The organism is Buttiauxella brennerae ATCC 51605, from assembly GCF_001654925.1.
In the GTDB taxonomy this organism is placed as follows: Bacteria; Pseudomonadota; Gammaproteobacteria; order Enterobacterales; family Enterobacteriaceae; genus Buttiauxella; species Buttiauxella brennerae.
The window spans coordinates 68,059-89,501 of the sequence record NZ_LXER01000019.1 but is presented as its reverse complement, the minus strand read 5'-3'; the positions used below and the strand labels follow the sequence as shown (position 1 = coordinate 89,501).

Genomic DNA, 21,443 nt, shown 5'->3' with positions numbered 1-21,443 from the left:
AATGACAGACAAAGCACGCCGTTCGAGCGCCCCGGCTGAGGGCAATGACGAAATTGATATTGGCCGATTGTTCGGTACGGTCCTTGAAGCCCGTTGGTGGGTTCTGGGGATCACCGCCATCTTCGCGATACTTGCCACTATTTATGCCATGTTCGCCACGCCAATTTATAAAGCCGATGCACTGGTGCAAATCGAACAAAACGCCGGTAATTCGTTAGTCAACGACATCAGCTCCGCGCTATCTAATAAGCCGCCTGCTTCTGCCGCTGAAATGCAGTTGATTCAGTCGCGCCTGGTATTGGGCAAAACAGTTGACGATCTTAACCTGGATATCGCCGTCGAAAAGAACAGCTTCTGGCTGTTAGGCGCGGGCTGGGACAGGCTTCAGGGCCGCCAGAACGACACTGTCATTGTCGATACTTTTAACCTCCCGGCAGGGCAGGCCAAAAATGTGTTTACCATTGAAGTGCTAAGCCCGCAGCAGTATCTACTGACCAGCGATAATGGATTTAGCGCCAAAGGGCAGGTGGGTCAGCCACTGAGTCAGGGCGGCATCACCCTGTTAGTGAGCGCCATTAAAGCGCAAGTGGGCGACACGTTTACCGTCAACAAATACTCAACGCTTGGCATGATAAATCAGCTTCAGGGCAACCTGACGGTGGCTGAAAACGGCAAAGATACCGGCGTGTTAAGCCTTTCTTATACTGGCGAAGACAAAGACCAAATCCGCGCCATTCTCGACAGCATCACGCGTAACTATCTTGCGCAGAACGTGCAGCGTAAATCGGAAGAAGCGGCCAAAAGCCTGCAATTCTTAGCGCAACAGCTTCCGGAAGTCCGCAGCCGTCTCGATGCTGCCGAAAATAAATTGAACGCTTATCGCCAACAACAGGACTCGGTTGATTTGTCGCTGGAAGCTAAATCCGTCCTCGACACCATGGTTAACATCGATGCGCAGCTCAATGAATTGACCTTCAAAGAGGCGGAGATTTCCAAGCTTTATACCAAGGTTCACCCGGCTTACCGCACGCTGCTGGAAAAACGCCAGACTCTCGAAGACGAGAAAAAGCGTCTGAATGGGCGTGTCACCGCGATGCCGAAAACACAGCAAGAGATCGTGCGTTTAACGCGTGATGTGGAGTCCGGCCAACAGGTTTACATGCAGCTGTTGAACAAACAGCAAGAGTTGAAAATCACCGAAGCCAGTACCGTGGGTGATGTGCGTATCGTCGATGCGGCCATTGCGCAACCGGGCATGGTGAAACCGCAGCGTGCCCTGATTATTCTCGGCAGCATTATTCTTGGCCTGATGTTGTCCATCATGGGCGTGCTGTTACGCTCCTTGTTCAACCGTGGTATTGAAAGCCCGGCGGTACTCGAAGAAGCCGGGATTGGTGTTTACGCCAGCATCCCACTTTCTGAATGGCAGAAATCCCGCGATAACGCCACCGTGCGTAGCGTCAAAGCGGCGAAGCGTAATAAGCAAAGCCAACTGCTGGCGGTGGGTAACCCGACGGATCTGGCCATTGAAGCGATTCGCAGCCTGCGTACCAGCCTTCATTTCGCCATGATGCAGGCATCGAATAACGTTCTGATGCTGACAGGTGTTAGCCCGTCGATTGGTAAAACGTTTGTCTGCGCCAACCTTGCTGCAGTCATCAGCCAGACCAATAAGCGCGTGTTGCTTATCGACTGCGATATGCGCAAAGGCTATACCCACGAACTGCTAGGCACCACCAACACCAACGGTCTGGCAGAAGTGCTCTCAGGCCAGGCGGAAATTACCCGTTGTGCGCAAAAAACCTCAGTACCCAATTTTGACCTTGTGCCGCGCGGTGTCGTGCCGTCGAACCCTTCCGAATTGCTGATGAGCGAGCGCTTTGCGGAGTTAATCGCATGGGCAAGCAAAAGTTATGACCTGGTGTTGATTGATACCCCGCCGATTCTCGCGGTTACCGACGCCGCGGTTGTGGGCCGCCATGCGGGCACCACGCTGATGGTGGCGCGTTATGCAGTCAACACGCTGAAAGAAGTCGAAACCAGTCTCAGCCGCTTTGAACAAAATGGCGTCACCGTACGCGGCGTAATTCTCAACTCCATCTTCCGCCGTGCGGCAGGGTACGAGGATTACGGTTATTACGAGTACGAATATAAATCCGATGCGAAATAATTGAGTTGTTCGCCCTCACCTAACCCTCTCCCCAGGAGAGGGAATCTATTGCCCCTTCTCCCTAAGGGAGAAGGCCGGGATGAGGGTGGTTGCATGCTGACTTGTCATAAAACAATTTCAAGGGGAGCGCCATGAAACGCCCACTTATCTCTATTTATATGCCGACATGGAACCGCCAGCAGCTGGCGATTCGCGCCATCAAATCAGTGCTGCGCCAGGATTATGAACACTGGGAAATGTTAATCGTTGATGACTGCTCGTCCTCTTTCGAGCAGCTTCAGCACTTTGTTGATGAGCTGGGTGACCCACGCGTGCGTTATACCCGCAATGATTTCAACTCGGGTGCCTGCTCAGTGCGCAACCAGGCCATCAGTAATGCCACGGGTGAATTAATTACGGGTATTGATGACGATGATGAGTGGACGCCAAACCGCCTGTCGGTATTCCTGGAGCAGAAACATCAACTGGTGACTCATGCATTTCTCTACGCCAATGACTATGTCTGCGAAGGCCAGGTCTATTCACAGCCCGCGAGTTTGCCGCTTTACCCGAAATCACCTTTTTCATTAAAGCTGTTTTATAAGCGCAATATTATCGGCAACCAGGTCTTTACCTATGCCGACCGCTTCAAGGCCTGCCTGTTCGATACAACCCTTGCCGCGGCCCAGGACTACGATATTTTCCTGCGCATGGTGGTGGAGTATGGCCAGCCGTGGAAAGTGGAAGAGGCCACGCAAATTCTGCACATTAACCATGGCGAAATGCAGATCACCAAATCACCGAAAAAGTTTGCCGGTTACTTCCATTTCTATCAAAAGCACAAAGACAAATTCGACCGGGCCAGCAAGAAATACCAGCTGTTTACCCTCTACCAGATCCGCAACAAGCGTATGTCTTTACGCACATTATTAGCGCTCTTGAGCGTGCGTAATACTAAGCGTCTGGCTGATGGATTGCGGGGGAAATAACGGTGCTTGAAGATCTGCGCGCAAACTCCTGGAGCCTTCGCCCTTGCTGCATGGTGATGGCCTATCGCATCGCTCATTTTTGCTCGGTATGGCGTAAAAAAAGCGTCATCAACAATCTTTGGGCGGCACCCATAATCCTGCTTTACCGCTTTGTTAGCGAGTGTCTGTTTGGCTATGAAATCCAGGCGGGCGCGACCATTGGCCGCCGTTTCACCATCCACCACGGTTATGCCATTGTCATCAATAAATTCGTGGTCGCCGGAGATGATTTCACCATTCGCCACGGCGTCACTATTGGTAATCGCAGCAAAAGCAATGATTGCCCGGTGATTGGCAACAGTGTCGAGCTAGGCGCGAATGTAGTGATTATTGGTGGCATCACCGTGGGTAATAACGTGGTGGTCGGCGCGGGTAGTGTGGTGCTGGACAACGTGCCGGACAATGCGCTGGTCGTCGGTCAGAAAGCGCAAGTAAAGGTTATAAAATGAATATCTTACAATTCAACGTGCGCCTGGCAGAAGGCGGTGCGGCGGGTGTCGCGCTGGATCTTCACCAGCGCGCAAATGCCGCAGGTTTTAGCTCACGCTTTATTTACGGCTACGGTAAAGGCGGCAAGAAAAGCGCCAGTCATGACAAGTTCCAGGGGGTGGAAAAACACACCCCGCGCCTGACGTCTATCGCCAACATTATTCTGTTTCGCTTTTTCAACCGCGACCCGTTCGGCAACCTGAATAACCTGTATCGCAAAGTGACTCGCGCCCAAGGCCCGGTGGTACTGCATTTCCATGTGGTTCACAGTTACTGGCTGAGTCTCGAAGAGATGGTGACATTCTGCCAGCGCGTAAAAGCCCATAAATCAGATGTGAATTTTGTCTGGACGTTGCACGATCACTGGAGCATTACCGGGCGCTGCGCGTTTCTGGATGGTTGCGATGGCTGGAAAACCGGCTGCCAGAAATGCCCGACGCTCAACAACTACCCGCCTGTAAAAAAGGATCGTGCGCATCTGCTGGTGGACACTAAACGCCAGCTGTTCCGTGAAATGCTCGCGCTGGGCTGCCAGTTTATTTCGCCAAGCCAGCACGTAGCCGATGCCTTTAACCGAATTTACGGGGCAGGGCGCTGCAAAATTATCAATAACGGAATTGATGTGGCAACCGAAGCGATTCTGGCTGAATTACCGCTCACGCAAGCCGCGGGTGCTAAGCCAAAAGTCGCGGTGGTGGCACATGATTTACGTTATGACGGCAAAACCAATCAGCAGTTGGTGCAGGCAATTATGGCGCTGGGCGACGAAATCGAGTTGCACACTTTTGGTAAGTTCTCACCGTTTAACGGCCCGAACGTGGTGAATCACGGTTATATGACCGATAAAAAAGCGCTGATGAGCGAGCTTAACGAAATGGACTCGCTGGTGTTCAGCTCGCAGGTAGATAACTACCCGCTGATTTTGTGCGAAGCGCTGTCGATTGGCGTGCCGGTTATCGCCACGCAAAGTGAAGCCGCTGACGAAGTGCTGCGCAAAGTCGGTGGCAAAACCTTTTGCGATGAGCGCGTGCTTGAACTGGTGAAAATGCCAAAAGAACAGTTAGCGCAGCAGGTGTTTGGCAAAGAGTTGCAGGTATTTAAAGCTGCAAGCCGCCAGGCGTTTAGTGGGCAACAGATGCTGGAGGAGTATGTCTCGTTCTATCAGAATCTGTAGTTATCTGCTGTTACCCTTTATCTATCTGGTGGTCAACGTGAAGTTGGCCTCATTGGGGGAAAGTTTCCCGATAACGATAGTCACCTTCTTACCCGCCATCCTATTTTTGTATATTGAACGAATTAGCATCAAAAAATTGATGATAGCGCTGGGTATTGGTGCCGGACTGACTGCATTTAACTACATCTTTGGCCAATCGCTTGATGCCAGCAAATACGTCACCTCGACATTATTGTTCGTTTATATCGTGCTGATTATGGCGATGACCTGGAGTTGCCGGTTCAAAACTATTTCGCAGCGTAATCACCGAAAGATTCTACGGTTATTTTATGGTGTGGTGGGTATTATTGTGATGCTCGCTGCGGCGGAAATGGCTCAGATTATTCTGACTGGTGGCAGTAGCCTGATTGAGAAAATTTCGAAGTTTCTTATATACAGTAATAGCTATGTTCTGAACTTTATTAGCTTCGGCGGCAAGCGCACCACGGCACTTTATTTTGAACCGGCGTTCTTTGCTCTGGCGTTAATCTCAATTTGGCTCAGTATCAAACAGTTTGGTATCAAAACACCGAAAACAGATGGTATGATTCTTTTAGGGATAGTCCTTTCAGGATCGTTTTCAGGGGTGATGACTTTTATCCTGTTCTATCTTCTTGAATGGGCATTCCAGTACCTTAATAAAAATGCCATAAAGAAGAAGTTGCCATTGGCAATTATTTCTCTTTCCGTGTTCTTAGTAGGGTTAATATTCGCATTCCCTTATATTGCAACACGTCTTGGCGATTTGGGAACGGAAGGTTCGTCATCGTATTACCGTATTATTGGCCCATTAGCCATGGTTGGGTATTCATTAACCAACATTGATGGGGTAGTGCGTTTCGGATCTTTATATGAATATGTTGCATCATTCGGAATCTTTAACGGTGCGGATGTCGGTAAAACAGTAGACAATGGTTTGTATCTGCTAATTATTTATTTCTCGTGGTTCGCGATATTACTGACAGCCTGGTATATGTGGAAAGTCATTAAAATGATGCGAACGGCGTTTGGTAATAATGAGAATTATCGCGTTCAATTATGGCTTTTTACTCCGGTGTCGTTATTTTTTACCGGTTCAATTTTTAGCCCTGAATATGCGTTCTTGATTGTGTGCCCATTTATTTTACGTAAGGCACTCAAAATTACGAACACCTGAGGTCAATAACAATGCTGCTAAGTGTCATCACGGTTGCTTATAAAAATCTCGCCGGAATAGAAAAAACCTGGCAGTCGCTGGCTCACTTAGCGAAGGCACCAGGCATCACATTTGAGTGGATTGTTGTAGATGGCGCCTCAAATGACGGCACAGCGGAATTTCTGGAAAACCTGAATGGTGAGTACTGTTTACGTTATGTCAGCGAGAAAGATAACGGCATTTATGATGCGATGAATAAAGGCATTGCGATGGCCCAGGGCCGCTTTGCGTTGTTCCTTAATTCTGGTGATATTTTCCACCAGGACATCGCAAAAATCATGCCGCAGCTCGCTGCTATGCCCGCTACCGATAATGCAATGGCCATTGGTGATGCATTATTAGATTTCGGTGACGGTACAAAAATAGAACGCCGTGCAAAACAGGGCTGGTATATCTACCACAGTCTACCTGCCAGCCATCAGGCGATATTTTTCCCGGTTTCCGGACTACGTAAATACCCTTACGATCTGCAATATAAAGTTTCATCGGATTACGCGCTTGCCGCACGGATGTATAAAAAAGGTTATGCATTTAAACGCGTCAAGGGGCTGGTGTCTGAATTTTCCATGGGTGGAGTGTCGACTTCAAATAATATTGAATTGTGTCGGGATGCAAAAAATGTTCAGCGCAAAATATTAGGTGTACCGGGCTTTATTGCAGAATTATCTTATAAGCTACGTTTGCGTACCACCGGAAAAGCAAAAGCACTTTATAACAAAGCCTGATTCTGTAGGTCGGATTAGCGTCAGCGACATCCGACAAAAATGTAGGAAATATTATGCAGGAATTAAATGGCTTCACGGTACCGAAAGGTTTTCGTGGCGGGCACCCTATTAAGGTTCAACTGTGGTGGGGGGTACAGGCAACATTATTTGCCTGGTCGCCACAAATATTTTATCGCTGGCGTGCCTTTTTATTACGCCTGTTTGGTGCACGAATTGGTAAAGGTGTTGTGATTCGTCCGTCAGTAAAAATTACTTATCCGTGGAAATTAACGCTGGGTGATTATGCCTGGGTAGGTGATGACGCCGTGTTATATACGCTGGGCGATATCACGATAGGCGCAAATTCTGTGGTGTCACAAAAGTGTTATTTGTGTACTGGTAGCCACGATTATATGAGCAAGCATTTCGATATTACCGCCACGCCAATTGTCATCGGTGAGAAATGCTGGCTGGCAACAGATGTTTTTGTTTCACCTGGCGTGAATATTGGCAATGGTACCGTCGTGGGTGCGCGCAGCAGTATTTATAAATCATTACCGGCGAATGCCGTTTGCCGGGGTAACCCAGCAGTAAAAATACGCGATCGTATTTAAGCCCTCACCCTAGCCCTCTCCCCCAGGAGAGGGGACCGCTCGGTTTTCTCCCTCTCCCTAAGGGAGAGGGTTGGGGTGAGGGGATACAAAATTTTAACAGAGGAAAATCCATTATGACTAAAGTAGCTCTCATCACGGGTGTAACCGGGCAAGACGGCTCCTATCTGGCGGAACTGCTGCTGGAAAAAGGTTATGAAGTTCATGGTATTAAGCGCCGTGCTTCTTCTTTCAACACCGAACGTGTTGATCATATTTACCAGGATCCGCATACCAGCAACCCAAAATTCCATCTGCACTACGGTGATCTGACGGACAGCTCAAACCTGACCCGTATTCTTTCCGAAGTGCAGCCGGATGAAGTGTATAACCTGGGCGCAATGAGCCACGTAGCGGTTTCTTTCGAATCCCCGGAATACACTGCAGACGTTGATGCCATGGGCACGCTGCGCCTGCTCGAAGCAATTCGTTTCTTAGGATTAGAGAAGAAAACCCGTTTCTACCAGGCATCCACTTCCGAGCTCTATGGCCTGGTACAAGAAACCCCGCAGAAAGAAACCACACCTTTCTATCCGCGCTCTCCTTATGCCGTTGCCAAACTTTACGCCTACTGGATCACCGTCAACTACCGCGAATCCTACGGCATGTACGCCTGTAACGGGATTTTGTTTAACCACGAATCCCCACGCCGTGGCGAAACCTTCGTGACCCGCAAAATTACCCGCGCCATCGCCAACATTTCTCAGGGCCTGGAAAAATGCCTGTATCTGGGCAACATGGACTCCCTGCGTGACTGGGGCCATGCGAAAGACTACGTGAAAATGCAGTGGATGATGCTGCAACAAGAGACTCCAGAAGATTTCGTGATTGCGACCGGTGTGCAGTATTCCGTGCGTCAGTTCGTGGAAATGTCAGCGGCACAGCTGGGTATCAAACTGCGCTTTGAAGGCACGGGTGTGGAAGAGAAGGGCATTGTTGTTTCTGTTACGGGCCACGATGCGCCGGGTGTGAAACCAGGTGATGTGATTGTCTCTGTTGACCCACGTTACTTCCGTCCTGCTGAAGTGGAAACCCTGCTGGGTGACCCAACTAAAGCACACGAAAAACTGGGCTGGAAACCAGAAATCACGCTTAAAGAGATGGTTGGCGAAATGGTCGCTAAAGATCTGGAAGCGGCGAAAAAACACTCGTTGCTTAAGTCCCACGGTTACGAGGTTGCCATCGCGCTGGAGTCCTGAGCATGAATAAACATCGTATCTTTGTTGCCGGCCATCGGGGGATGGTCGGTTCAGCCATTGTCCGTCAGCTTGAACAACGCGCTGATGTCGAACTGGTGCTGCGTAATCGCGATGAACTGAACCTGTTAGATGGTGCAGCGGTGAATGCCTTCTTTGCCGAGGAGCGCATTGACCAGGTTTACCTGGCCGCGGCAAAAGTGGGCGGAATTGTTGCTAACAACACTTATCCGGCAGACTTCATCTACGAAAATCTGATTATCGAGAGCAACATTATTCACAGCGCGCATACGCACAATGTGAATAAGCTGTTGTTCCTCGGCTCATCGTGCATTTACCCGAAAATGGCTCACCAGCCAATGGCGGAAAGCGAGCTGCTGCAAGGCACGCTTGAAGCGACTAACGAGCCGTATGCGATTGCCAAAATCGCCGGTATTAAACTGTGCGAGTCGTATAACCGCCAGTACGGTCGTGATTATCGTTCGGTAATGCCGACCAATTTGTATGGCCCGAACGATAACTTCCACCCAAGCAATTCGCACGTAATCCCTGCGTTGCTGCGCCGTTTCCACGAAGCGACACAGCAAAACTCACCGGATGTGGTGGTGTGGGGCAGCGGTACGCCAATGCGTGAATTCCTGCATGTTGATGATATGGCGGCAGCCAGCATTCACATTATGGAAATGGCCAGCGAAGTGTGGCAGGAAAACACCCAGCCGATGCTGTCGCACATTAACGTCGGCACGGGTGTGGATTGCACCATTCGCGAACTGGCGCAAACCATCGCCAAAGTCACGGGTTACCGTGGGCGCGTAGTGTTTGATGCCTCTAAGCCTGATGGCACGCCACGTAAATTGCTCGACGTGACACGCCTGCGCCGTCTGGGCTGGTATCCGGAAATCACCCTGGAGCCTGGCCTTGCCAGCACCTACCAGTGGTTCCTCGAAAACCAGCAACGGTTCCGGGGGTAAATATGTTTCTGAGTGCTGAAGACTTCTCAACCGTTGTCCGCTCCACACCGCTGATCTCAATCGATCTGATCGTTGAAAATCAGGCAGGAGAGTTCCTGCTGGGGCAACGCACTCAGCGCCCGGCGCAGAACTTTTGGTTCGTGCCGGGAGGCCGGGTACAGAAAGACGAAACGCTGGAGCGTGCTTTTGCGCGCTTAACCGAGGCTGAATTAGGTACGGCGTTCACCTTGCAGGATGGCGAGTTTTACGGCGTGTGGCAGCACTTCTATGACGACAACTTCTCCGGCACGGATTTCTCCACGCACTATGTCGTGCTGGGTTTCCGCCTGCGTGTTGATGCCAGTGCGCTGCAACTGCCGGATGCGCAACACAGTGCTTATCGCTGGTTAACGCCTGAAGAATTGCTGGCTCGTGACGATGTGCACGACAACAGTCGCGCTTATTTTCTGACCGACAAGGCAGATAAGGTCATCGGATTATGAAAATCCTGGTCTACGGCATTAATTACTCCCCGGAATTAACTGGCATCGGCAAATATACCGGCGAGATGGTTGAATGGATGACGCGTCAGGGCCATGAGGTGCGTGTTATCACCGCACCACCTTACTATCCGGTTTGGGAAGTGCATCCCGATTATTCCGCCTGGAAGTACAAGAAGGAAGTGGGGGCCGCCACTGTCTGGCGTTGCCCGCTGTATGTACCAAAGCAGCCTTCAACGATAAAGCGTCTGATTCATTTGGGCAGCTTTGCACTGAGTTCTTTATTCCCGCTGCTGGCGCAACGCCGCTGGAAGCCGGACCGCATTATCGGTGTGGTGCCGACGCTATTTTGTGTACCGGGCATGCGCCTGCTCGCAAAATTGAGCGGCGCGCGCACGTTGCTTCACATTCAAGATTACGAAGTCGACGCCATGCTTGGCCTCGGAATGGCAGGTAAGAAGCAGGGCAAAGTAGCCCGTCTGGCCAGCCGTTTTGAGCAAAGCGGCCTGCACAACGTTGACAATGTTTCGACCATTTCCCGTTCGATGATGAACAAAGCGGCCGAAAAGGGTGTGGATCCGAAGAAAGTGATCTTCTTCCCAAACTGGTCGGAAGTAGAGCGTTTTCGCGGTATTTCCCGTGAAGAAATTCTGGCGGTTCGTGACAGCCTGCAATTGCCAGACGATAAAAAAATCATCCTCTATTCCGGCAATATCGGTGAAAAACAGGGGCTGGAAACGGTCATTGAAGTGGCGGAGCGTTTTGCCCTCCAGCCGTATGTATTCGTGATTGTCGGCCAGGGTGGTGGCAAGGCACGGCTGCAAAAACTGGCGCAGGACAAAGGGCTGCACAACGTGGTGTTCCATCCGTTGCAGCCTTACGACGCGCTGCCAGCGTTACTTAAGCTTGCCGATTGCCATTTGGTCATTCAGCGCAGAGGTGCTGCAGACGCGGTTCTGCCATCAAAACTGACCAACATTCTTGCGGTGGGCGGTAATGCGGTGATTACCGCAGAAGCAGACACCGAACTCGGCCAACTTTGCGATGCGTTTTCCGGTATCGCGGTGTGTGTTGAGCCGGAATCGGTTGATGCGCTGGCCGATGCCATTCAGCGCTGCCTGCAACTGCCGGAACATAACATCGTGGCATGTGAATATGCCGAGCGCACGCTCGAGAAAAACAGCGTGTTGAATCAATTTATTGCGGACATTCAGGGTTAATTATGACTAATTCCAGACTCTATCCGGTCATCATGGCTGGAGGAAACGGTAGCCGCTTGTGGCCGTTGTCCCGCGTGCTTTACCCGAAACAGTTCCTGTGCCTGAAAGGGGAACTGACGATGTTGCAGACTACCGTCAGCCGTTTAAACGGCGTCGAGTGCGAAAGCCCGGTGGTGATTTGCAATGAAGAACACCGTTTTATCGTCGCTGAACAGTTACGTGAGCTGAACAAGCTGACGGAAAATATTGTGCTGGAGCCTGCTGGTCGCAACACCGCTCCGGCTATTGCGCTGGCAGCGCTGGCGGCAATCCGCAACCAGCCAGAAAACGACCCGCTGATGCTAATTCTGGCCGCTGACCATGTTATCCAGGACGAAGAAGCATTCCGAAGCGCGGTGCGTAATGCGCTGCCGTATGCCGAAGCGGGCAAACTGGTGACTTTCGGCATCGTGCCCGACTTGCCAGAAACGGGCTACGGCTACATTCGCCGTGGCGAAGTTTCAAACCTCAATACGCCAGACGTCGATGCCGTTGCATTTGGTGTGGCGCAGTTTGTGGAAAAACCGGATATCGCTACGGCTCAGGCGTACGTTGCCAGCGGCGAATATTACTGGAACAGCGGCATGTTCCTGTTCCGCGCCGGGCGCTACCTGGAAGAGCTGAAAAAATTCCGCCCGGATATTCTCAGCGCCTGCGAAAAAGCCATGGCGAACATCGACCCGGATCTCGATTTTGTGCGTGTTGATGAAGCTGCATTTCTGGCCTGCCCGGATGAATCTATCGACTACGCCGTGATGGAAAAAACTGCTGATGCGGTTGTTGTGCCGATGGATGCGGGCTGGAGCGATGTCGGGTCATGGTCTTCGTTGTGGGAAATCAGCACCAAAAACCAGCATGGTAATGTGCATCACGGCGATGTGATCAGCCACTCTACCGAGAACAGTTACATCTATGCCGAATCCGGCCTGGTCACGACAGTGGGCGTGAAAGACCTGATTGTTGTGCAGACCAAAGATGCCGTGCTGATTGCCGACCGCGACCACGTCCAGAGCGTGAAGAAAGTGGTTGAGCAAATCAAATTCGATGGCCGCCACGAACACCACAACCACCGCGAAGTGTACCGCCCGTGGGGCAAGTACGACTCTATCGACGAAGGCGAACGCTACCAGGTGAAACGCATCACCGTGAAACCAGGCGAAGGTCTGTCTTTGCAGATGCACCACCACCGCGCCGAGCACTGGATTGTGGTGGCGGGCACCGCGAAAGTGACGCTGGGTGAGGAAGTGAAACTGCTGGGCGAAAACGAGTCCATCTACATTCCGCTGGGCGTGACGCACTGCCTGGAAAACCCGGGGAAAATCCCGCTCGACCTGATTGAAGTGCGTTCCGGCACCTACCTCGAAGAAGACGACATTGTGCGTTTCGAGGATCGCTACGGACGCATCTAACCATCATATTTCACGCTGCAGATGCGTTGGCTTCCTTTGCGCACACCGGTCACTTAGTTAACTAAGCTCCCGGCGATGCACGCTGTTGCCGCCTTCCTGCAACGCGAAATCTAATGGTTATACATTTTAGAAAAAGTTATCTCCGTACTGGAGAGGGCTGACTGTTGCCTGAAAAGAGGTAAAACATGACTGAATTGACCTGTTTTAAAGCTTACGACATTCGCGGCAAGCTGGGCGAAGAGCTGAATGAAGATATTGCTGAACGTATTGGCCGTGCGTATGGCGAATACCTGAAACCGAAAACTATCGTACTGGGCGGCGACGTGCGACTGACCAGCGAAGCGCTCAAGCTGGCGCTGGCAAAAGGGTTGCAGGATGCGGGCGTGGATGTGCTGGATATCGGCCTGTCCGGCACCGAAGAAATCTATTTTGCCACCTGGCATCTGGATGTGGACGGTGGCATTGAAGTCACCGCCAGCCATAACCCGATGGACTACAACGGCATGAAACTGGTGCGCGAAGGGGCTCGCCCGATTAGCGGCGACACGGGCCTGCGCGACGTGCAGCGCCTGGCGGAAGCCAAAGACTTCCCGCCGGTGGATGCGGTAAAACGCGGCAGCTACCAGAAAGTTTCGGTGGTTGAGGCGTACATCGACCATCTGGTCTCCTACATCAATGTGGAAAACATCAAGCCGCTGAAACTGGTGATTAACTCCGGTAACGGTGCGGCGGGCCCGATTGTCGATGCCATCGAAGCACGCTTTAAGGCATTCAACGTACCGCTGACGTTCATCAAAGTACACAACCAACCTGATGGCAACTTCCCGAACGGTATCCCGAACCCGCTGCTACCGGAGTGCCGCGACGACACCCGCAACGCGGTGATTGAACACGGCGCGGATATGGGTATCGCCTTTGACGGTGATTTCGACCGCTGCTTCCTGTTCGACGAGAAAGGGCAGTTTATCGAGGGCTATTACATCGTTGGCCTGCTGGCAGCGGCATTCCTCGAAAAACAGCCGGGGGCGAAGATTATTCATGACCCGCGCCTGTCGTGGAACACGGTGGATATCGTTGAGCGCGCAGGCGGTACGCCGGTGATGTCGAAAACCGGTCATGCGTTTATCAAAGAGCGTATGCGCCAGGAAGACGCCATCTATGGCGGCGAAATGAGCGCCCACCACTATTTCCGTGATTTTGCTTACTGCGACAGCGGGATGATCCCGTGGCTGCTGGTGACTGAGTTGCTGTGTCTGAAAGGGAAAACCCTCGGCGAGCTGGTGCGTGACCGTATGGCGGCGTGGCCGGCGAGCGGCGAAATCAACAGCAAACTGGCAGACCCGCAAGTGGCGATTGCGCGTGTGCAGCAGCACTTTGCACCGCACGCGCAGGAAGTGGACCACACCGACGGCGTGAGCATGGCGTTTGCGGACTGGCGCTTTAACCTGCGCAGCTCAAATACCGAGCCGGTGGTGCGTCTGAATGTGGAGTCGCGTAGCAACGAGCAGCTGATGCAGGCGCGAACGCAGGAAATTATGGAACTGTTGAATCAGTGATTTGACCAGGCATAGGTCGCCCTCACCCGAGCCCTCTCCCCCAGGAGAGGGGATATTCTTTGCTCCCTCTCCTGAGGGAGAGGGTCGGGGTGAGGGTGATTTTAATAAAGGTAAAACGATGACAAACCTAAAAAAGCGCGAGCTACCAAAAACGAACGCATCGTTAATTTCTATGGTGCAACGTTTTTCCGACATAACCATCATGTTTGTTGGGTTGTGGGTGGTGTGTAAGGTCAACGCGTTACCGTTTTTGTATATGCATTTACTGATGGCGTTGCTTGCCCTCGTGGTCTTCCAGATGATTGGCGGAATGACCGATTTTTATCGCTCCTGGCGTGGAGTGAGAATTTCCAGCGAACTGATGTTGCTGCTGCAAAACTGGACGCTGAGCCTGATTTTCAGCGCTGGCCTGCTGGCGTTTAACCCTGACTTTGATGGTTCATTCTGGGTGTATCTGGCCTGGTATGTGTTGACCAGTTTCGGCATGGTGATGTGTCGCTCGTTTATTCGCTTCGGTGCCGGTTGGCTGCGCAATATGGGCTACAACACCCGCCGTATCGCGATCGCGGGTTCGCTGCCGGTAGGTTACACACTGGCAGAAAGTTTCCGTAATGAACCCTGGCTGGGCTTTGATGTCACGGGCGTTTATGACGACCAGCAGCCTGAATCCCCACATGGTGATTATGCGGGCTGCTTCGCAGATTTGGTTGAGCAAGCGCGTGCCGGGCAAATCGACAACATCTACATCGCCATGGCGATGAGTGAAGAAGCGCGGATTAAATCGTTGGTACGGGAACTGACGGATACCACTTGTTCAGTGATGCTGATCCCCGATGTTTTCACTTTTAATATTCTTAACTCACGCACCGAAGAAGTTAACGGTGTGCCAGTCGTACCGCTGTTTGCTACCCCGCTGAACGGTATTAACCGTGTGCTCAAACGCCTCGAAGATATCGTGTTGGCGGCGATGATCTTGCTGTTTATTTCCCCGGTATTGCTGTGCATTAGTGCTGCGGTGAAACTGACCTCGCCAGGGCCGGTTATCTTCCGCCAGACGCGCTACGGCATGGACGGTAAGCCAATCAAAGTGTGGAAATTCCGCTCTATGAAGGTGATGGAAAATGACGCCGTGGTCACGCAGGCCACTAAAGGCGATAAGCGTATTACGCCGGTGGGGAATTTCCTGCGTCGCACATCACTCGACGAACTGCCGCAGTTTATTAATGTGCTGATGGGAGAGATGTCGATTGTCGGTCCTCGCCCCCATGCGGTTGCGCACAACGAGCAATATCGCTTGCTGATTGAAGGCTACATGCTGCGCCATAAAGTGAAACCGGGCATTACCGGCTGGGCGCAAATCAATGGCTGGCGCGGCGAAACTGACACGCTGGAAAAAATGGAAAAACGCGTTGAGTTCGACCTGGAATACATCCGTGAATGGAGCCTGTGGTTTGACATAAAAATCGTTTTCCTGACTATTTTCAAAGGCTTTGTTAATAAAGCTGCGTATTAAGTGAGTCTTCAATGAGCCTGAGAGAAAAAACCATCAGCGGTGCCAAATGGTCTGCTATCGCCACGGTGATTATTATTAGCCTGGGTCTGGTGCAGATGACGGTGCTGGCACGCATTGTCGATAACCACGAGTTTGGCCTGCTGACCATTTCACTGGTGATTATCGCCCTGGCCGATACGCTGTCGGATTTTGGTATCGCCAACTCGATTATCCAGCGCAAAGAAATCAGCCATCTGGAGTTAACCACGCTCTACTGGCTGAATGTTGGCCTGGGTCTGGTGGTGTTTGCGCTGGTGTTTTTGCTGAGTGATTTTATCGCCTCGGTACTGCACGCACCCAAGCTTGCACCGCTTATCAAAACCCTGTCGTTTGCTTTTATTGTCATCCCGCACGGCCAGCAGTTCCGCGCGTTGATGCAAAAGGAGCTCGAGTTCTCAAAAATCGGCTCGATTGAAACGGTGTCGGTGATGGCGGGTTTTACCGTGACCGTGGGTGCGGCGATGTATTACCCGTTCGCCATGACCGCCATCGTCGGCTACCTGGTGAACACCGTGGTGCGCACCTCTCTGTTTGGCTTCTTTGGCCGCAAAATTTATCGCCCGGGCCTGCATTTTTCACTCAAGTCCGTCGGCTCTAACCTGAAGTTTGGCGCGTGGCTGACTGCTGACAGCATCATCAATTATGTGAATACCAACCTTTCTACGCTGGTGCTGGCGCGTATCCTTGGCGCGAGTATCGCCGGTGGCTACAACCTTGCTTATAACGTGGCGGTGGTGCCACCGATGAAGCTCAACCCGATCATCACTCGCGTATTATTCCCGGCATTTGCCAAGATTCAGGACGACACCGACAAGTTACGCCTCAATTTCTACAAGTTGCTGTCGATTGTCGGAATTATCAACTTCCCGGCGCTGCTGGGTCTGCTGGTGGTATCGAACAACTTTGTGCCGCTGGTGTTTGGTGAGAAGTGGCAGTTTATTACCCCAATTCTGCAATTGCTGTGCGTGGTGGGGCTGCTGCGTTCTATCGGTAACCCGATTGGGTCATTACTGATGGCAAAAGCGCGAGTGGATATCAGCTTTAAGTTCAACGTCTTCAAAACCTGCCTGTTTATCCCAGCGATTATTGTCGGCGGCCATCTTGCTGGCGCACTGGGCGTGACGCTCGGCTTCCTGTTCGTGCAGGTGGTGAACACCGTTCTGAGTTATTTCATCATGATTAAACCGGTGCTGGGGTCAAGTTATCGCCAGTACATTCAGAGCATCTGGCTACCGTTTTACCTTTCGATTCCAACCATTGTGGTGAGTAGTGCGCTGGGAATTGCCCTGAAAGGCCATCTGGCGCTCGGTTTGCTGGTGGGTATACAAATCGCAGCAGGCGCATTGGCCTTTATCGTCATGCTGGTGCTTTCCCGCAATGCGCTGGTGGTTGAGATGAAGCGCCAGTTTATAAGAATTCCCCCTCTCCCCGTGGGAGAGGGCCGGGGTGAGGGCCATGGCTAATTTCCCCCTAACCCTAACCCTAACCCTAACCCTCAAGGGAGAGGGAACAAGAGAACCCCATTTGAAAAAGAGGTCTATATGAAATTATTGATTCTTGGCAACCACACTTGCGGCAACCGCGGTGACAGCGCCATTTTGCGCGGACTGATCGATGCGATTACTACCATTGATGAAACCGTGCAGGTTGATGTAATGAGCCGTTATCCGGTGAGTTCTGCATGGCTGCTGGGCCGCCCGGTGATGGGTGACGGTCTTTATAAGCAGATGAAGCAGCATAACAATGCGGTTGGGCTGATGGGGCGGGTAAAAAAAGTGCTGCGCCGCAAATATCAGCACCAGGTTTTGCTGGCGAAAGCCACGGATAACGGACGCCTGCGCAATATTTCCATCCCGCAGGGCTTTATTGATTTTGTGAAATCGCTGCAAAAATATGACGCGATTATTCAGGTCGGCGGCTCATTTTTTGTCGATCTCTACGGCGTTTCTCAGTTCGAGCACGCGCTGTGTAGCTTTATGGCGAAAAAACCGGTGTACATGATTGGCCATAGCGTTGGGCCATTCCAGGACCCGCAGTTTAATCACCTGGCGAGTTATGTTTTCGGTAATGCTGAGTCGCTGATTTTGCGTGAGTCCGTCAGTCTCGACTTGATGAAACAAAGCAATATTGACAGCAGCAAAGTGGAGCAGGGCGTCGACACCGCCTGGCTTGTCGATCATCACAATGACAGCTTTGTACCGAGCTATGCGGTACAGCATTGGCTCGACACCATCAAGCGTAAGAAGACCGTCGCTATCACGCTGCGTGAACTGGCACCGTTCGACAAGCGCCTGGGGACCACGCAGCAAGCCTATGAGCAGGCGTTTGCCTCGGTAGTTAATCGCGTAATTGAACAGGGTTACCAGGTTCTGGCGTTGTCGACCTGTACGGGTATCGACAGCTACAACAAAGATGACCGCATGGTGGCGCTCAACCTGAAGCAGTATGTGAATGACCCGGATCAATACCATGTGGTGATGGATGAGCTTAACGATCTGGAGATGGGCAAGATTCTCGGCGAATGCGAGCTGACGGTTGGCACACGCCTGCACTCCGCCATTATTTCCATGAACTTTGGCACGCCAGCCATTGCCATCAACTATGAACACAAATCAGCAGGCATTATGAAGCAGCTCGGCATGCCGGAAATGGCGATTGAAATCCGCCAGTTGCTGAATGGATCTTTACAGAGCGTGGTGGCAGATGTGCTTGGTCAGATACCGGCAATTAAAGAACGCCTGGCTCATGCGGTCCGCGCAGAACGTGAAGATGGCCTGCGGATGGTGGAATCGGTAATCAAGCGTGTGAAGGGGGAAAAATGAAAGTTGGTTTCTTCCTGCTTAAATTCCCTGTGGCATCGGAAACCTTTGTGCTCAACCAGATAACGGCATTTATCGATATGGGCTATGAGGTGGAAATTGTCGCCATCCAGAAGGGTGATTTGACCAATACGCACTCGGCATTTAAAGAGTACAACCTGGCGGAGAAAACCACCTGGCTGATGGACGAACCACATGGCAAAGTGGCGAAACTGCAAAACCGGGCCTGGAATACGCTGCGTGGATCACTTCGCCCACAGACCTGGCGTGCGCTAAATTCAGCACGCTATGGCGAGGAGGCACGCAATCTGATCCTCTCATCCATTTGCGGCCGTAACCCGCAAACCGTGCAGGCCGATGTGTTTATCGCCCACTTCGGCCCGGCGGGCGTGACGGCAGCCAAACTTCGTGAACTGGGCCTGTTAAAGGGAAAAATTGCCACGGTTTTCCACGGCATTGATATTTCAGGGCGCGAGGCGCTTGCGCACTACACGCCGGAATACCAAAAGTTGTTTGTGCGCGGCGACCTGATGCTGCCGATAAGCAACTTGTGGGCAGGGCGCCTGCAAAAAATGGGCTGCCCGGCGGATAAAATCAGTGTTTCGCGGATGGGCGTGGATATGGAGAGGTTTTCGCAGCGCGCGGTTAAAGCCCCTGCCAAAACGCTGGAGATTATTTCGGTCGCTCGCCTTACTGAGAAGAAAGGTCTGCATGTGGCGATTGAAGCCTGCCTGTTATTAAAAGAGCGCGGTGTTAAATTCCGCTACAACATTCTCGGCATTGGCCCGTGGGAAACACGCCTGCGTACGCTGATTGAGCAATATCAGCTCGACGACGTAGTGTTTATGCCTGGCTTTAAACCGAACCATGAAGTGAAAACAATGCTCGATGAGGCCGATGTGTTCTTGTTGCCGTCGATAACCGGTGAAGATGGCGATATGGAAGGCATCCCCGTGGCATTAATGGAAGCGATGGCGGTGGGTATCCCGGTTATATCGACTGTTCATAGCGGCATTCCGGAACTGATTGATGCCGGGCGCTCAGGCTGGTTGGTGCCTGAAAAAGATGCGACAGCACTCGCAGATTGCTTACAAGCTTTCGGCAATATCGAGACCAGTGAACTGAAACCGATGCTGAACCAGGCTCGCGAAAAAGTTGAAACTGAATTCAACCAGCAAGTTATCTACCGAGAATTAGCCCGTCAGCTACAAACGCTGTAAACCCACCGAGTGAAACCTCACGAGGATGTATGCGCAAAAGATTTGAATCGACTCACCCTTCGTTTTCCTCCTCCCGCCGCAAATTGCTCAAAGCCAGCTCTGTGCTGGCCGCGGTGCCATTCATCTTACCTCGTAGCCTGTATGCCACTGGCCTTCAAAGCGAGGTCAACGTGCAAAAATTCTATAGCGGTGACTGGATTGCCGCTTTCAAACAGGCTTTCTCAGCGGCTGATATCGTATCCGTTCCTGCCGATTTGGTTTGCGACAACATCAATACCGCCATTTTTATGCCGGAAGGCAAAACTTTGCACGTCGCTGGCGGCTTAAAGGGCAACGGTAAAGGGCGTTTTGTATTGCAGGATGGCTGCCAGGTGCTGGGCGAGAAGGGTGGGCGGTTTAATAATATCACCCTTGACGTGCGTGGCTCGGACTGCACTATTAAAGGGATTGAGATGAGCGGCTTTGTGCCGGTCACGCAGATCTATATTGGTGGCAAAGAGAAACGCACCATGCGCAATCTGGTGATCGATCAGATAAAGGTGCACGATGCGAACTACGCCATTTTGCGGCAAGGGTTCCATAACCGAATGGAAAACGTGAAGATCACCAACGGGCATTTTAGCCACTTGCAAGGTGATGCGATCGAATGGAATGTGGCAATCAACGACCACAACTTGCTTATCTCCGACCATGTGATTGAAAACATTGACTGCACCAATGGGAAGATCAACTGGGGCATCGGTATTGGACTCGCGGGCAGTACTTACGACAACGAGTACCCGGAAGATCAAGCAGTGAAGAACTTTGTGGTGGCGAATATCACTGGCAGCAATTGTCGGCAATTAATACATGTGGAGAATGGCAAACACTTTGTTATCCGCAATATTAAGGCGCGCAATATTAACCATACATTTAGTCAAAAAGCGGGAATTGATAATGCCACTATAGCAATTTATGGCTGTGATAATTTCGTCATTGATAATGTCGATATGAAACAGAGTGCTGGCTTTCTAATTGGTTATGGTGTCATTAAAGGTAAATATCTGTCTATTCCGCAAAATTTTAAATTGAACGATATTGAACTAGATAATACCAATATGCAGTATAAAAGCCGCGGGATTCAGATCTCTTCGGGTAACGCGACGTCGTTTGTTGCTATCACAAACGTCAAGATGAAGCGCGCGACCCTTGAGGTGCATAACAAACCGCAACACTTGTTTCTGCGAAACGTTGATGTCATGCAATACGCTGACGCCGGACCTGCGCTGAAGCTCAATTTCGACCTGCGCAAAGACGTGCGTGGCCGCTTTATGGCAAAAAACGATACGCTGCTGTCGCTGGCCAATGTGCGCGCTGTGAACGAGAAAGGGGACAGTTCGGTGGATATTGACAGGGTTGACCATCAGCACGTGAATACCAATAGGTTGAATTTTGTGCTTCCAACAACAGTCAAGTAGGCTGTCAAATCACATTGCGATTAATCTGAGCTTTTGCAATGCATAAATCAAGGTTTTGGTTTTACGTAGTTTGTTGAGAACGTTAAGATGAGATACT

Annotated in this window: 18 protein-coding genes; all 18 read left to right on the top strand. The window is 51.4% G+C overall.

The features are described 5' to 3' along the window. The first annotated feature begins 1 nt into the window (after position 1). The 18 genes from wzc to wcaM all read left to right on the top strand — a co-directional run bounded on the left by wzc (position 2) and on the right by wcaM (position 21,346). Positions 2-2,170 (top strand): tyrosine-protein kinase Wzc, encoded by a 2,169-nt coding sequence (gene wzc / locus M975_RS11635; RefSeq protein WP_064559505.1) that lies wholly within the window; start codon positions 2-4, stop codon positions 2,168-2,170. Positions 2,171-2,301: 131 nt separating this feature from the next. Further along, the gene (wcaA, locus tag M975_RS11630; RefSeq protein WP_064559503.1) at positions 2,302-3,138 is read left to right on the top strand and encodes a colanic acid biosynthesis glycosyltransferase WcaA; all 837 of its coding nucleotides are present in this window, start codon (positions 2,302-2,304) and stop codon (positions 3,136-3,138) included. 2 nt (positions 3,139-3,140) lie between these two features. Further along, positions 3,141-3,626, top strand: coding sequence for a colanic acid biosynthesis acetyltransferase WcaB (gene wcaB / locus M975_RS11625; protein ID WP_074388363.1), 486 nt, complete (start codon positions 3,141-3,143; stop codon positions 3,624-3,626). Continuing rightward, positions 3,623-4,840, top strand: coding sequence for a glycosyltransferase (locus tag M975_RS11620; protein WP_064559501.1), 1,218 nt, complete (start codon positions 3,623-3,625; stop codon positions 4,838-4,840). Before wcaB ends, M975_RS11620 begins: the two co-directional genes overlap by 4 nt. Further along, entirely contained in the window at positions 4,815-6,035 is a 1,221-nt protein-coding gene (gene wcaD, locus M975_RS11615; protein ID WP_064559499.1) for a colanic acid polymerase WcaD, read from the top strand. The genes M975_RS11620 and wcaD overlap by 26 nt, the downstream gene beginning before the upstream one ends. Positions 6,036-6,046: 11 nt before the next feature. Then, positions 6,047-6,799: a colanic acid biosynthesis glycosyltransferase WcaE gene (wcaE, locus tag M975_RS11610; protein ID WP_064559497.1), complete on the top strand. Its 753-nt coding sequence runs from the start codon at positions 6,047-6,049 to the stop codon at positions 6,797-6,799. A 53-nt stretch (positions 6,800-6,852) separates the two neighbouring features. Beyond that, entirely contained in the window at positions 6,853-7,392 is a 540-nt protein-coding gene (wcaF, locus tag M975_RS11605; protein ID WP_064559495.1) for a colanic acid biosynthesis acetyltransferase WcaF, read from the top strand. Positions 7,393-7,505: 113 nt separating this feature from the next. Further along, complete coding sequence (gene gmd, locus M975_RS11600) at positions 7,506-8,627, top strand: GDP-mannose 4,6-dehydratase (RefSeq protein ID WP_064512223.1); 1,122 nt, start codon at positions 7,506-7,508, stop codon at positions 8,625-8,627. A 2-nt stretch (positions 8,628-8,629) separates the two neighbouring features. Continuing rightward, positions 8,630-9,595 (top strand): GDP-L-fucose synthase, encoded by a 966-nt coding sequence (gene fcl / locus M975_RS11595; RefSeq protein WP_064559493.1) that lies wholly within the window; start codon positions 8,630-8,632, stop codon positions 9,593-9,595. A 2-nt stretch (positions 9,596-9,597) separates the two neighbouring features. Further along, on the top strand, positions 9,598-10,077 hold the full coding sequence (locus M975_RS11590; RefSeq protein ID WP_064559491.1) for a GDP-mannose mannosyl hydrolase: 480 nt from the start codon (positions 9,598-9,600) through the stop codon (positions 10,075-10,077). Further along, positions 10,074-11,294 (top strand): colanic acid biosynthesis fucosyltransferase WcaI, encoded by a 1,221-nt coding sequence (wcaI, locus tag M975_RS11585; protein ID WP_064559489.1) that lies wholly within the window; start codon positions 10,074-10,076, stop codon positions 11,292-11,294. Before M975_RS11590 ends, wcaI begins: the two co-directional genes overlap by 4 nt. A 2-nt stretch (positions 11,295-11,296) precedes the next feature. Continuing rightward, the gene (gene cpsB / locus M975_RS11580; protein ID WP_064559486.1) at positions 11,297-12,742 is read left to right on the top strand and encodes a mannose-1-phosphate guanyltransferase; all 1,446 of its coding nucleotides are present in this window, start codon (positions 11,297-11,299) and stop codon (positions 12,740-12,742) included. Positions 12,743-12,927: 185 nt separating this feature from the next. After that, positions 12,928-14,298 (top strand): colanic acid biosynthesis phosphomannomutase CpsG, encoded by a 1,371-nt coding sequence (cpsG, locus tag M975_RS11575; protein ID WP_064559484.1) that lies wholly within the window; start codon positions 12,928-12,930, stop codon positions 14,296-14,298. A 118-nt stretch (positions 14,299-14,416) separates the two neighbouring features. Then, the gene (wcaJ, locus tag M975_RS11570) at positions 14,417-15,811 is read left to right on the top strand and encodes an undecaprenyl-phosphate glucose phosphotransferase (protein ID WP_064559481.1); all 1,395 of its coding nucleotides are present in this window, start codon (positions 14,417-14,419) and stop codon (positions 15,809-15,811) included. Positions 15,812-15,822: 11 nt separating this feature from the next. Continuing rightward, positions 15,823-17,313 (top strand): MOP flippase family protein, encoded by a 1,491-nt coding sequence (locus tag M975_RS11565; protein WP_064559479.1) that lies wholly within the window; start codon positions 15,823-15,825, stop codon positions 17,311-17,313. 78 nt (positions 17,314-17,391) lie between these two features. Continuing rightward, the gene (gene wcaK, locus M975_RS11560; protein WP_064559477.1) at positions 17,392-18,672 is read left to right on the top strand and encodes a colanic acid biosynthesis pyruvyl transferase WcaK; all 1,281 of its coding nucleotides are present in this window, start codon (positions 17,392-17,394) and stop codon (positions 18,670-18,672) included. Beyond that, positions 18,669-19,889, top strand: a complete 1,221-nt coding sequence (gene wcaL / locus M975_RS11555) for a colanic acid biosynthesis glycosyltransferase WcaL (protein ID WP_064559475.1) — start codon at positions 18,669-18,671, stop codon at positions 19,887-19,889. The genes wcaK and wcaL overlap by 4 nt, the downstream gene beginning before the upstream one ends. A 29-nt stretch (positions 19,890-19,918) precedes the next feature. Then, a complete protein-coding gene (wcaM, locus tag M975_RS11550; protein WP_064559473.1) occupies positions 19,919-21,346 on the top strand; it encodes a colanic acid biosynthesis protein WcaM in 1,428 nt (475 codons plus the stop codon). Positions 21,347-21,443: the final 97 nt, after the last annotated feature.

Bases quoted from the DNA above. Each gene is read 5' to 3' on its own strand.
- wcaI (WP_064559489.1), top strand. From the start codon at position 10,074: ATGAAAATCCTGGTCTACGGCATTAATTACTCCCCGGAATTAACTGGC.
- M975_RS11590 (WP_064559491.1), top strand. From the start codon at position 9,598: ATGTTTCTGAGTGCTGAAGACTTCTCAACCGTTGTCCGCTCCACACCG.
- wcaF (WP_064559495.1), top strand. From the start codon at position 6,853: ATGCAGGAATTAAATGGCTTCACGGTACCGAAAGGTTTTCGTGGCGGG.
- wcaL (WP_064559475.1), top strand. From the start codon at position 18,669: ATGAAAGTTGGTTTCTTCCTGCTTAAATTCCCTGTGGCATCGGAAACC.
- fcl (WP_064559493.1), top strand. From the start codon at position 8,630: ATGAATAAACATCGTATCTTTGTTGCCGGCCATCGGGGGATGGTCGGT.
- wcaA (WP_064559503.1), top strand. From the start codon at position 2,302: ATGAAACGCCCACTTATCTCTATTTATATGCCGACATGGAACCGCCAG.
- wcaJ (WP_064559481.1), top strand. From the start codon at position 14,417: ATGACAAACCTAAAAAAGCGCGAGCTACCAAAAACGAACGCATCGTTA.
- M975_RS11620 (WP_064559501.1), top strand. From the start codon at position 3,623: ATGAATATCTTACAATTCAACGTGCGCCTGGCAGAAGGCGGTGCGGCG.
- wcaK (WP_064559477.1), top strand. From the start codon at position 17,392: ATGAAATTATTGATTCTTGGCAACCACACTTGCGGCAACCGCGGTGAC.
- wcaD (WP_064559499.1), top strand. From the start codon at position 4,815: ATGTCTCGTTCTATCAGAATCTGTAGTTATCTGCTGTTACCCTTTATC.
- cpsG (WP_064559484.1), top strand. From the start codon at position 12,928: ATGACTGAATTGACCTGTTTTAAAGCTTACGACATTCGCGGCAAGCTG.
- M975_RS11565 (WP_064559479.1), top strand. From the start codon at position 15,823: ATGAGCCTGAGAGAAAAAACCATCAGCGGTGCCAAATGGTCTGCTATC.
- cpsB (WP_064559486.1), top strand. From the start codon at position 11,297: ATGACTAATTCCAGACTCTATCCGGTCATCATGGCTGGAGGAAACGGT.
- wcaE (WP_064559497.1), top strand. From the start codon at position 6,047: ATGCTGCTAAGTGTCATCACGGTTGCTTATAAAAATCTCGCCGGAATA.
- wzc (WP_064559505.1), top strand. From the start codon at position 2: ATGACAGACAAAGCACGCCGTTCGAGCGCCCCGGCTGAGGGCAATGAC.
- gmd (WP_064512223.1), top strand. From the start codon at position 7,506: ATGACTAAAGTAGCTCTCATCACGGGTGTAACCGGGCAAGACGGCTCC.
- wcaM (WP_064559473.1), top strand. From the start codon at position 19,919: ATGCGCAAAAGATTTGAATCGACTCACCCTTCGTTTTCCTCCTCCCGC.